This window comes from Sporomusa aerivorans (genome assembly GCF_041428895.1).
Lineage (GTDB): Bacteria > Bacillota > Negativicutes > Sporomusales > Sporomusaceae > Sporomusa > Sporomusa aerivorans.
In genome coordinates, this window is the sequence record NZ_CP156926.1 from 2,634,357 (window position 1) to 2,646,086 (window position 11,730).

10 protein-coding genes are annotated in these 11,730 nt (G+C 50.9%); 9 read left to right on the forward strand and 1 reads right to left on the reverse strand.

Annotation, left to right across the window (positions count from 1 at the left end):
* The first annotated feature begins 2 nt into the window (after positions 1 to 2).
* The 6 genes from SATMO3_RS12360 to SATMO3_RS12385 all read left to right on the forward strand — a co-directional run bounded on the left by SATMO3_RS12360 (position 3) and on the right by SATMO3_RS12385 (position 6,900).
* A complete protein-coding gene (locus tag SATMO3_RS12360; protein ID WP_371381088.1) occupies positions 3 to 935 on the forward strand; it encodes an electron transfer flavoprotein subunit alpha/FixB family protein in 933 nt (310 codons plus the stop codon).
* Positions 936 to 964: 29 nt separating this feature from the next.
* On the forward strand, positions 965 to 2,248 hold the full coding sequence (locus SATMO3_RS12365; RefSeq protein WP_371381089.1) for an FAD-dependent oxidoreductase: 1,284 nt from the start codon (positions 965 to 967) through the stop codon (positions 2,246 to 2,248).
* Complete coding sequence (locus SATMO3_RS12370; protein WP_371381090.1) at positions 2,245 to 2,535, forward strand: ferredoxin family protein; 291 nt, start codon at positions 2,245 to 2,247, stop codon at positions 2,533 to 2,535. Before SATMO3_RS12365 ends, SATMO3_RS12370 begins: the two co-directional genes overlap by 4 nt.
* Positions 2,536 to 2,710: 175 nt before the next feature.
* A complete protein-coding gene (locus SATMO3_RS12375) occupies positions 2,711 to 3,994 on the forward strand; it encodes an MFS transporter (protein WP_371381091.1) in 1,284 nt (427 codons plus the stop codon).
* A 36-nt stretch (positions 3,995 to 4,030) separates the two neighbouring features.
* The gene (locus SATMO3_RS12380; protein WP_371381092.1) at positions 4,031 to 5,494 is read left to right on the forward strand and encodes an S-layer homology domain-containing protein; all 1,464 of its coding nucleotides are present in this window, start codon (positions 4,031 to 4,033) and stop codon (positions 5,492 to 5,494) included.
* 98 nt (positions 5,495 to 5,592) lie between these two features.
* Complete coding sequence (locus SATMO3_RS12385) at positions 5,593 to 6,900, forward strand: MFS transporter (protein WP_371381094.1); 1,308 nt, start codon at positions 5,593 to 5,595, stop codon at positions 6,898 to 6,900.
* A gap of 187 nt (positions 6,901 to 7,087) precedes the next feature.
* Here the strand turns inward: SATMO3_RS12385 and SATMO3_RS12390 are convergent, their stop codons facing one another.
* A complete protein-coding gene (locus SATMO3_RS12390) occupies positions 7,088 to 8,017 on the reverse strand; it encodes a LysR substrate-binding domain-containing protein (protein WP_371381095.1) in 930 nt (309 codons plus the stop codon).
* Between the two features lie 261 nt (positions 8,018 to 8,278).
* Between SATMO3_RS12390 and SATMO3_RS12395 the strand changes: the two genes are divergently transcribed.
* Genes SATMO3_RS12395 through SATMO3_RS12405 form a run of 3 tightly spaced genes read left to right on the forward strand, consistent with a single transcriptional unit; the run spans position 8,279 to position 11,726 of the window.
* Positions 8,279 to 9,415 (forward strand): uroporphyrinogen decarboxylase family protein, encoded by a 1,137-nt coding sequence (locus tag SATMO3_RS12395; protein ID WP_371381096.1) that lies wholly within the window; start codon positions 8,279 to 8,281, stop codon positions 9,413 to 9,415.
* 21 nt (positions 9,416 to 9,436) lie between these two features.
* The gene (locus SATMO3_RS12400) at positions 9,437 to 10,603 is read left to right on the forward strand and encodes an MFS transporter (protein ID WP_371381097.1); all 1,167 of its coding nucleotides are present in this window, start codon (positions 9,437 to 9,439) and stop codon (positions 10,601 to 10,603) included.
* Between the two features lie 16 nt (positions 10,604 to 10,619).
* Positions 10,620 to 11,726 carry a uroporphyrinogen decarboxylase family protein gene (locus SATMO3_RS12405; RefSeq protein WP_371381098.1) on the forward strand — a complete coding sequence of 369 codons (1,107 nt, stop codon included), beginning with the start codon at positions 10,620 to 10,622 and terminating at the stop codon, positions 11,724 to 11,726.
* Positions 11,727 to 11,730 lie beyond the last annotated feature (4 nt).

Genomic DNA, 11,730 nt, shown 5'->3' on the forward strand with positions numbered 1-11,730 from the left:
ACATGCCAGGAATTTGGATTTACTCAGAAGACAGCGCCGTCGCCAGACAACTGTTGACCGCCGGCCTTACTTTAAAACAAAGCATGCAGCAGCCTGTTAACGTACTGACCCTTGAGGAAAGCGACGCGCCCGGTTTGATACTGGCAGGTGCAGATAAAGTAGTTGTGCTAAAAGGAACCAACCCGTGGCCGGAGAGCTACAGCGCGGCCATAGAAACCCTGCTAAAAGAAGAACAAGCCAGCGTATTTTTAATCGGCGCCACGCTGCGCGGCAAGGATTTGGCCGCTAAAGTTGCAGCCGGCCTCAAAGCCGGCCTGGTGACCGACGCGCTAACGGTCAGCTATGTGAGCGGCGCTATTGAAACAACGCGTTTAATCTATGGCGGCCTTGCGGTACGCGCCGAAATGGTGGCGCTGCCGGCCATGGTTACCATTCCGCCGCGTACGTTTGCCGAGGCCGAAAGCTGCGGCGGTCAGGGGCAGACAGTCACGCTGCCGGTAAATAACGAGGTTGCCGGCGTAACCATCCAGAATGTTTGTCCCATCGTCCGGCAGGGAGCCGATATCTCGGCTGCCAGCCGCGTTGTCTGCGTAGGACGGGGTCTTGCCAAACAGGAGGATTTAGGCCTGGCAGAACAACTGGCCGCCGCCGCCGGGGCTGAAATTGGCTGCACCCGGGGAATTTCGGAAGATTATCACTGGTTGCCCAATGACCGCTATATCGGTATTTCCGGTCAGAAAGTCAAGCCCGAACTCTATATAGGCATGGGTATTTCCGGGCAGGTGCAGCATGTTGTCGGTATCCGTGACGCCAAAATTATTGTTGCCATAGATACCAATGAGAAAGCACCCATTTTTGAAGCAGCCGACTATGGGATAGTAGGAGATTTGTACGAAGTGGCTCCTTTACTGACAGCCGCCTTGCAGAAGAAGTAAATGGTCATTGTTATAGTAGGGGGGATAGCATGTCAGCTGACGAAAAATTTGATGCCGTAATTATCGGTGCCGGTCCTGCCGGCGCCGCCTGCGCCTATGTTTTAGCCAAGCATGGCAAGAGTGTTGTACTGGTGGAACGGGGAGGGGACGCCGGCAGTAAGAACGTTACCGGCGGCCGCCTGTACACCTATGCGCTGGAACTGGTTGAACCAGGACTGTACCGGGAAGCGCCGCTGGAACGAAAGGTAGTTAGAGAGCAGATTATGATGCTAGGCGCCAATAGCGCCGTAACAATGGACTATGTCGATTATGAGTTTGGCGAAGGCGTACCTCAGTCCTATTCGGTTTTGCGGGCGCCGTTTGACGAGTGGTTTGCCGCCCAGGCCGAAGCTCAGGGGGCGATGGTGGCGCCAGGCATTCTCGTTGATGAACTCATCGAGGAAGACGGGAAAATTGTCGGCATTAAGGCTGGCGACGATGAAATCTACGCCACGGTAGTCATTGCCGCTGACGGCGTGAACTCGTTTATTGCCCAAAAAGCCGGTCTTAGAAAAGATATCGAAGCCCGGAGTGTGGGCGTAGGCGCTAAAGAGGTCATTGAACTGCCGGAAAAAGTGATCGAAGACCGTTTCAATCTAACCGGCGACGAAGGTGCGGCCCGGGTTTTGGTTGGCTGTGCGGACGGCGTTCTGGGCGGTGGCTTTTTATACACGAACAAAAACAGTGTTTCGCTGGGGGTTGTCTTAAATCCGCCCGACCTGGCCCAGAATGGCAAACAAATTCACCAAATTCTGCAGGATTTGAAAATGCACCCGGCCATTTACCCGCTCATAAAAGACGGCACTACCATAGAGTACGGCGCTCACCTTGTACCGGAAGCGGGGTATCACGGCATGCCGTCCAAACTGTACCGGGATGGGCTGGTGGTTGTGGGTGATGCGGCCGGCCTGGTGGTAAATACCGGCGCCATCATCCGCGGTATTGATTTGGCCATTGTCAGCGCCGTAGCGGCAGCGCAGGCTATCTTAAAAAATGAAAACGTAAGCAATGTAGGCCCGGCCTATGTTCAGGAGTTGGCGGCGCTGCAACTGACGTCAACAATGAAGTTGTATGCCAATTTCCATGAGCTTATGAGCAACCGGCGGATGGTTTCCGTGTATCCGGCCATGGCTAATGATATGCTGAAGGTTCTGTTTGCCGTGGACGGTAAACTGCCGGAAAAAATGGATAAAGCCATGCTGAAAGTCCTGAAAAAGCATGTTACCTTTGGACAGTTACTGGCAGACGGCTGGAAGGGGTTTAAAGCCATATGACGATTCAGAAATTATCACCGGAAGAACTCTTAGGGCTCAATAAATTTGCCGTTGACGAAGAAGAGCCGCATATCGTACTGGACAAAACAATCTGCGCCAAGTGCCAGGATAAACCCTGTCTGATAGTTTGCCCAGCCGTGCTGTATACCCTAAAAGACGGGGAGATCAACTTTGACTATGCCGGCTGTCTGGAGTGCGGCACCTGCCGGGTGGCTTGCCAGAATAAAGGCATTGTCAAATGGACCTATCCCCGGGGCACATTCGGTGTTGCTTTTCGCTGCGGCTGATTTCTGATTATACTTTCCTGCAGACCGGGAGCGAACCGTACTAAGGAATAACCGCAGGTCAGGCGCAGGTAAAAAAGTATGATTATTCTGAATGGCGAGGGGGGTGACAAACTGAATTGCCTGTACGGCAATATACCCGGCGTGGTTTATAAATTTTCGACAGGAGGTCAAACCAGTGGGAAATGAGCAAAAATTTTATGGCTGGAAATTGGTAGGCGCTTTATGGTTTCTGTATCTGTTAAATATGGGCTTCCCGCTTTATGGCGGGGCAGTAATTAACACGTATATGATGAAAGAAATCACTATGGAACGCAGCGTTTACGGCATGGGTTTCACCTTATTGAACTTTTTTGTGGGCGTACCCTCGATAGTTGTCGCCGCTACCATAATGAAATGGGGTATCAGAGCCACCTTCGGCATTGGCTCGGCTCTTATTCTTGCCGGCAGTATGTGGATGGCCTTTTTTGCCTCCCAGCCCTGGCACTATCTGGTTGGTTTCGGCGTCATTATCGGTTCGGGGATTGGTTTTGGCACCATTGTGGCATTGTCCACGGCTGTGACCCGGTGGTTTAAACGCTATCGGGGCCGGGCGATGGCCGTGTCGCTGACAGCATCCGGGTTCGCCGGTTTTCTGGGAGCGCCGCTGATGAACAAAATACTGGCTGCTAACGGTGGTGATTGGCGTCAGGCCTGGCTCATCGTGGCCGGTATCGCGGTTGTGGCCGCCGTTGTTGCCTATATTTTTGTTAAAGAAAAACCCGAAGATCTTGGACAGGTGCCGGATGGCATCTCGGAAGAAGCGAATGCCGGGCAAAACGGGGCCGCCAATCCACTGGCCACCAAGTTTAGCTGGACACCCGGCGAAGCCTATCGCACTACTGCGTTTAAAATGATTGTTATTGGATCGTTTGCCTGCCAGTTTCCATTTTTCTTCTTTACCGCTCACTGGATTTTGCACTTGCGCGGGGCAGGCATTAATCCGGCTGATGCAGCCTGGGCCATGGGACTGTTTACCATGGGAGGTATCTTTGGACGTTTGATCGGCGGCTGGCTTATGGACAGAATGCCGGCCCGGTTTGCCTTCATGATGGGGATCTGCTGCTACTTTATCGGTTCATTCCTGGCAATTAATGTAACGCAAACGGCCTTAATGGTGGCGTTTGCAGCCGCCATTTTGTATGGCGCCGGTTTCGGCTGGACGTTTGTCTGCCTAAATACCATGGTTGGCAACTATTTTGGCCCTGTGGCCTTCCCTAAAGTCAACGGCATGATGCTGCTCTTGTCGGCGCTTTTTTGCTCACCGGCCGGACTGGTCGGCGGCAAGCTGTTTGATATGTTTAAAAGCTATACCCCGGCCTTTTATCTTAACGTAGTTATCTGCATTATCGGCATAATTGCCCTGTTCTTTGCCGCCATGCCGCAAAAAAGCAACGCCGCCGGCCCGTCAGTTAACGTTTAATTTTGCAATGCTATGATATAAAGAGGAGAGATTTTCATGAGAAAAATGAAGGCAATGAAAAAATGGCTGACAATTGTACCCCTCGCGCTGATGTCGATAACCATGGCGGGAACCCCGGCGTTTGAAAATCCTGTTTATGCCGCCTCGGCATCCTTTAGTGATGTGCCGGCTGGTCACTGGGCCTATGGTGCAGTGGATCAGTTGGCGAAAGCCGGTTTTGTTGACGGTTATGGCGACAAGACCTTCCGGGGCGATAAGACCATGAGCCGCTATGAATTTGCCATTCTTGTGGCTAAAGCCGTGGATAAGTTTGACAGTGCCGATGAAGCCAATAAACAACTGATTGATAAATTGTCGGCTGAGTTTGCTGCCGAACTCAATCGTCTGGGGGCGCGGGTGGCAAAGGTGGAAGCCAAGACCAACACCTGGATTGGCGGCGAGACCCGTTTCCGGGTGGTGGGCAATGATCCTAAGATTGGCAACAAGCTGTCTGGGTCGGATACGTTTGAATTTAGGCAGCGGATCAAATTCTGGGGCAATATCAACGATAATATGTCTTTCTTTGGGCGTCTTGCCACTACCGGCGGCAACAAATTCGGCAATGCCGAGTACAGTTCCGGCTCGGAAATTGCTCTTGATCAAATGACGGTTACTGCCAAGAATACGTTGGGGTTTGATTCCATCCGCGTCGGCCGCAGCGCTCTGGACTTTATTACCACCGGTTTAATCGGCAAGCCGATGAATGTGGACGGCATATTACTTACTGACAGCTGGGACAAGCTTAGCTTTAAGGGCTGGACAGGCAATATTAAAACCAATAAGTGGAATCCGACAGCCGGTTCGGCGGGAGCTTATACCGATAATGAAGCTTATCAGTTTACCACCGGTCAATTAGGTTATAAACTGTCTAAAAACCTTTCCCTTTATGGCGGCTACTACTGGGCTGATGTTCCCGGAACCAGCACGACAGGCGGTTTAGGCACGCTAAACACCAATATTGGTTCCTTCTCCAGTTCGCAAGGATGGACAAGTTCTGTAGTCTATAAAATGGGTAAATACACCTTGCTTGGTGACTATGTGGGCAGCAAACTGGACGGAGCGGCTAACTTGCCTGACAATCCCAAAGGCTGGGCCGTTCAGTTGAGCAACAGCCAGGGACCTGCGGCCATGTATCAGGCAGTCGGCCTAGTAAACCCAAACAAAGTGGGTACCGATGCCTGGATGGTATCTTACCGCAGTGTGGATGCGGGGGCCATTCCCTCCGGTGCCGGTGGTTTTGATACTACATCTGTAGCCAGACCCGGCGAGTCTTACAATGTGTTTACGCACAGCACTGACAATGTGAAAGCCTGGTTCCTGGCGTATCAGAATGTTGTCGCCAAAAACGTAGTGTTGTCTCTTGAATATCAGGACTACAAAATTAAGGATAGAAGCTTAACCTCCTTGACCAATGACAAACTGGATAAAACATACATGATGAAGTTTGAATTCTTCTATTAATCTTGTACTAGTAAAGGTGATCAGAATTCTGTTCATGTCAGGGACCCCGACTTGCTCGGGGTCGTCCTTTTACTTATTCAGGATGAGGAGGTAACAACTTGAATAATGACCGACTGGTGACGCAGGCAATAGCAGCGAGTGAGGCTCCGACCAAACAGCGTTTCATTTTGCTAATCGTTTTATTAATTACTTTACTGGTAGCATACCTGGACCGGGTTAATGTATCTGTTTTGGTTGCCGATGATGCTTTTTTAACTGAAATGGGTATAAAGGGCGACGCCGTGGCCATGGGTTCCCTGATGTCTTTGTTTCTGGCTGCTTATGCCATTACTAACGCCTTTCTCAGTCCATTGGGGGACTGGTGGGGACCACGTAAAGTCATGGCGCTGGCCATCGTATTTTGGGGGCTGTCCTGCATTTACGGCGGATTGGTGTCCGGTTTCGCCGGCATGATTGTCGCCAGGTGTATCCTGGGTCTGGGAGAAGGTATGCACTGGCCGATGCAAATGAAGTTTGTGAAAAACTGGTTTCCGCCGCAGGAACGGGCCCGGGCCAATTCAACCTGGCTGCTGGGCCTGGCCGCCGGACCAGCTCTGGCCATGCCTTTTTTTGTCTGGATTGTAGGCAACTGGGGCTGGCGGACAAGCTTTTTCGTACTGGCGGCTATTGGCCTCATCCCGCTTGTATTAATCTGGTTCTTTACCGCCGATTATCCCCGCGAAAACAAACGAATCAACCGCCTGGAGCTCGAACATATTGATAACGGTCTCAAGGCCGAGAGGCTGGCGCAAAGCAGAGACTCAGTCGCTGATAATGCCTCTACCTGGGAAAATTGCAAAAGTTTCCTGGCGAATTTTGATTATTGGCTGTGTGTCATATTTTATATCTGCAGTTCATCGGCCTGGTGGGGGCTTATGACCTGGATTCCGTCCTATTTAAAAGATGCTGTGGGCTTTACCTGGAAGAGCATGGGCTTTTGGGCCAATGCCCCTTATGCCGTATCCGTCATAGCCCTCATCGTGTTTGGCTATCTGACAGATAAAGTGGAACGAAAAGCAACATTTGGCATTATCCACATGCTTGGGGGAGCGGCAGGCATTTATTTTTCCGCTCAGGCCAGCGGACAAGTCGAGGCTGCCCTCTGGCTTATAGTAGCCGTTGCTGCCCTGGTAGTAGGGCTGCCCGGCCATTGGGCCATGATCCAGAAAGTTGTGCCGGAGAAGGCGCTGGCAACCGGCAGCGGTCTGGAAAGCGGCTTAGGCAGTGCCGGCGGGGCGGTTACGCCGGTCGTTGTCGGTTACTTTATCAACATTACCGGCAGTTACCATGGCGGCCTCATGTGCCTGGTAGCCTTTTGCCTGATTGGGGCAGGCGCTATGATAATGCTTTGGTTCCGTAAAATCTGATACCCTTCAGTACCCGGAACCTGGAAAGAGCATGAGGCTTTTAGTATTGGGCAAGCCACGCTGCTGCCCGGTCAGGTCATAAAAGAAATGTATCGATCGCAAGAAGAACTATCACTAACCTGATAGTTCTTTTTTGTTTTATCCTGCCAGCAAGTATAAGTTTCGCCTGGATAAGGCAACTCCGGTTTCAGACTGTCTGTAATTTTTTCAATTGAGTTTTCATGTTGGTTTTTACGCCGTTAAACTCTTTTACAAACAGGGGGATAACCGGGTTGGGATTGCTGCTTTTCCAGACAATGCCGATATTGCCGTAGGCATTGGGGCCATTCATGGCAACCAGGGAAATGCTGTGCCGCAGCATTTGACAGAATACCGGGTCAAAACTCCAGAAAGAAATACCCAGGCCGGCGGTGACTTGCCAAAAGAGAGTTTCGATGCGGGCGGGCTGGCTGACAATGTTGGGCGTGAAGCCTCTGAGGCTGCATTGGTGTATAAACCACTCCCGGCCAATGGGAAAAGTCGTGGGCGATACCAGAATAAAATCTTCCTGCTTAAGCTCGGCAAGATCAAGCGAGTATCTATTGGCATAGGGATGTTTGCGGGGCAACAAAAAACATAAGCGCGCCCGGCGCACCTCACGTACTTCAAATTCTGATGTCAGCTCATTGCCTAAGAACGGGTTGAAACCGATATCGAGTTCCTGGCAATCCAGTGCTTCGTTAATCATAGGGACAGGCATCACCTGGATGTCAAGCTTAATATGGGGATACAGGGCACGGAAATGCTTGAGGATCTTCGGCAGAAAGACATGTTCCGTGCCCATGCAGCCAATCTTTAATGTTCCCCAGAATGCAATCTGGGATTTGCGTGTCCTTTCAAACAACTCGTCGATTTTGGCCATCAGCCGGCTCGACTCTTCAAGCAGAGTGGCGCCCTGGGGGGTTAGATGCACTGCGTGATGGGTACGGATAAACAATTGCACACCTAGTTGTTCTTCCAGCTCGGCAATATGTTTGCTTAATGTGGACTGGCTCATATAAAGATGCTCGGCCGCCCTGGTGAAGTTTAGATGCTGGGCTACACAAATAAAGGAACGCAGATGCCGGATATCTTCCACTTTATCCTCTCCAATCGCGGTATAGGTTTGCTGGCCTGATTTGTGCAATTTTGTATATTCTGAATTTTATTTAATCATATAGTTTGCCACTGTTGTTTTCAACAGGATGGCGCCGGCCGGGGTTATGATTTTTTTTAGGGTCGTCCGTCAATTTATGAATTTCACATGGTTTTTTTTTCATGCTATCATCGTGACTGGAAAGAATATTCAAACAAATCCAGGGGAGTAATGGGCAATAAAAAAACAAGTGGAGGTGAATTCATGGGGAAGGATACCATGACTGCGGAAGAAAGACTGGTGGCAACCATCAAGCTGGAGCCGGTCGACCGGGTGGTTTGTGCGCCGGAGACCGGAAACTATGCCGGACAATATGTTGGCATGACCAACAGGGAATTTGTCTGGGAATTTGCGACCAAGGGCCTGTCGGCTGTCGGGAAGCTAGCTGATGACTATCCCTTGTGGGATTCCAGCGCCGATATTAACGGCATCACCAGCGGCTATGTAGCCGAAAGAGCCGGGATGGGGAAGATGAAATTACCGGGCAAGGAATTGCCTGATAACGCTTCCAGCCAGGTCCTCGAAACCGAGGTTATGAGCCGGGACGATTATACCATTGTCACAGACAATGGCTATGGGGAATACTGGCTGACATTCCTGGAACGGGCTAATGGCATCGGCCGTGACGAGGTGTTAAAAGGTATTGCCGAAGCCGGCCGGATCAGGGCGGCGGAACTTGCAGCCATACGGCGCCGGGGGCAGGCGCCGCTGTATGGCGATTTGGGAGGTTTGGTCCCGTTTGATGCATTTTCCTTAACAAGATCAATCGAAAAATACTACAAAGACATGTTCCAGATCACCGACCGGCTGGAAGCGTTAATGCCCATTCTGGTAGATGCTTTTGTGGAAGGGTCGGAAAAAACGGTAGCCGCCACCGGAGTCAACCGGGTCTTTGTCGGCGGCAGCAGGTCGGCCGGACAGTTTATTGCCCCCAAATATTTTGACAGACTGGTATGGCCGTATCTTAAAGACTTAGTAGAAAAATTAGCGGCCAGAAACATTGTGCCAATACTGCATTTCGACTGTGACTGGACCAAAAATCTGGAATACTTTCTGGAATTGCCGCAAGGAAAATTCGTACTGGCGTTAGACGGAGCCACTGACATTTTTCGAGCCAAGGAGGTACTTAGCGGTCATTGCGCCATCCATGGCGACGTACCGGCCGCTTATCTCACGGTGGCCTCACCCGCTGAACTGGACGAATATTGCCATAAGCTTATCAAAACAGTGGGCAAGGGCGGCGGTTTTTTATATGCCTGCGGCTGTTGTATGCCAATGAATGCCAGACCTGAAAACGTAAACGTCTTTTTCAAGGCAGTGGAAAAGTACGGATATTATTAGTCAAGGAAAGGGTGAAAAGACATGAACAGAATACTCCTGAAAGCGGTAGTGCTGTCCGTTTCGCTGTTATTGCTGGCAGCCACGGCGGTTTCCCCGGCGCTGGCCAATATCAGCGCGGCATTTCCGGGCATAAGCGCCCAGACGATTATGCTGCTGGTGGCATTGCCTTCTATGACTATGGTGCTGGCCTCGCTGGTATTTGGCAGGCTGAGTGAGGTTATGAGCAGAAGAGCGGTATTCAACCTGGCCATGGTATTCTTTCTAATTGGCGGCATAAGTCCCTATTTTATGAATGATATTACCTGGATTCTGGCGATGAGAGCAATTCTGGGGCTGAGTTTAGGACTTATTTTTCCGCTATCCCTGGTGCTTATTTCTGATTTTTTTGCCGGGAATGAACGGGCAACAATAATGGGACTGCAAAGCGTCTGCGTAAACCTTGGCGGCATCATCTTTTCCCTGCTGGGCGGCGTCTTGTGTGTGACTGACTGGCACAATACATTCCTGGCTTATACGGTTGGCGTGGTAATATTTCTCTTTGTCTATTGTTATCTGCCGGAGCCTGTCAGAGAGCAGGCGGATCAGGACAATCCGGCGGCGAAAGCGCCTCTGCCCGGCAGCGTATATGTTATGGAAGGGGCGGTATTTCTCTATAACATGCTGATTTTTGCTTTTTTTACCAATGTAGCTATCCAGGTTGTCGGCGAAAAGCTGGGTAATGCGGCGAGCGCCGGCGTAGCTTTAACGGTGTTTACCGGCGGCGGTCTTGTCGGCGGGTTGATTTTCGGCAAGATTATGCAAAGCTTAAAAAATATCACAATTCCGGCGGGCTGGCTGATAACCGGCGCCGGCATGGCCCTGATCGCCAGTGCGCATGACTTTACTTTGCTGCTGGCAGGCTGCTTTATTGGCGGAATAGGATTTTCCACTACTTGTCCGGCCTTTTTTGTCAGTCTTTCGGTTTTGGCGCCGCCGTCGCGGGTTGCCTTCAGCCTGGCGCTGGCGTCCGCTCTCAGTGGCATCGGCCAGTTTGCAGCCCCTTTCGTTTTTGAAGCCATCTCCGGTCAGTTTGGCCAGGCGCCGGGAAGATTCCCGCTGCTTGTCAGCGCAGTAGGTTTCGTGGCGATAGGGCTGCTGTTATTGCTGCAGAATTCTGTGCAGCCGTCCAAATCGGCTACTATAAATTAAAATTGGAGGAATCATTATGAAAACCAACCAGGAATTATACCAGGAGCGTCTTACCCGCCTGAAGCAGGCAATTGCGCTGGAGAAGCCGGACAGAACCCCGGTCATTCTCACCGGTGACGCTTTTTGCGCCAGGCATGTGGGCATGAAGCTGTCCGAGTTTTGCGCCAATATGAAAGCATCGCATGAAGCCATTTTTAAATCAATCCAGATGCTCGGCGATGTTGACGGCACAGGCGGTACTTTTGCCGCCGCCACCATGTTTCCGTTGATGTTTTATACCAAAATCAAGTTGCCCGGCCGTGAGCTTGCCGACGATACTCCCTGGCAGCTTGATGAACAGGAAATGATGACAGTGGAAGATTATGATACCATTTTGAACAAAGGCTGGAAAGATTTTAGTCTTGACTTTTTGAAAAATCGCCTGGGTATCGATGTTGACTCGCTAAATGCGCAATTGGCGGATGTGCCCCGGTTTATGAAAAATTTTGAAGAGGCCGGTTATGTAGTTTATACACCCAGCGCCGCCATTACCGTCAATGAATTTTTAAGCGGCGGGCGGTCACTGCCTAAATTTATGCGGGATATATACAAAATGCCGGACAAAGTGGAGGCAGTTCTGGATATTATTCTGGCCGAGACCTTGGCGGAATTCCGGCAGCAAATACGGGCTGTCAAACCGCTGGTGGTGTTTATCTCGCCGGCCAGGGGCGCCAGTGAATTTTACTCCCCTAAAATATGGGAGCGCTTTGTCTGGAAATATCTGAAGGCTACCGCCGACATGATCATTGAAGAGGGCGCCGTGGTTGATTTGCATATTGACGGCAACTGGGAGCGGGATTTAGCGTACTTTAAGCAATTGCCCAAACACAAATGCATCTTTGAATCTGACGGAGCCACCAATATTTACAAAATAAAATCGGTTCTTGGCGATCATATGTGCATTAAAGGGGATGTTCCGGCGGCGCTCCTGACGCTGGGGACGCCGGAGGATGTATATAACTATTGTACGAAGCTGATTAACGATATCGGGCCGGGGCTTATCCTGGCATCCGGGTGCACAATCCCTCCCAATGCCAAAGTTGAAAACGTCAAAGCCATGGTTGCCGCCGCTACCGGCAAGTAACTCC

Coding starts and splice junctions, on each gene's coding strand:
- SATMO3_RS12360 (WP_371381088.1), top strand. CDS start 3: ATGCCAGGAATTTGGATTTACTCAGAAGACAGCGCCGTCGCCAGACAA.
- SATMO3_RS12405 (WP_371381098.1), top strand. CDS start 10,620: ATGAAAACCAACCAGGAATTATACCAGGAGCGTCTTACCCGCCTGAAG.
- SATMO3_RS12365 (WP_371381089.1), top strand. CDS start 965: ATGTCAGCTGACGAAAAATTTGATGCCGTAATTATCGGTGCCGGTCCT.
- SATMO3_RS12400 (WP_371381097.1), top strand. CDS start 9,437: ATGAACAGAATACTCCTGAAAGCGGTAGTGCTGTCCGTTTCGCTGTTA.
- SATMO3_RS12380 (WP_371381092.1), top strand. CDS start 4,031: ATGAGAAAAATGAAGGCAATGAAAAAATGGCTGACAATTGTACCCCTC.
- SATMO3_RS12395 (WP_371381096.1), top strand. CDS start 8,279: ATGGGGAAGGATACCATGACTGCGGAAGAAAGACTGGTGGCAACCATC.
- SATMO3_RS12370 (WP_371381090.1), top strand. CDS start 2,245: ATGACGATTCAGAAATTATCACCGGAAGAACTCTTAGGGCTCAATAAA.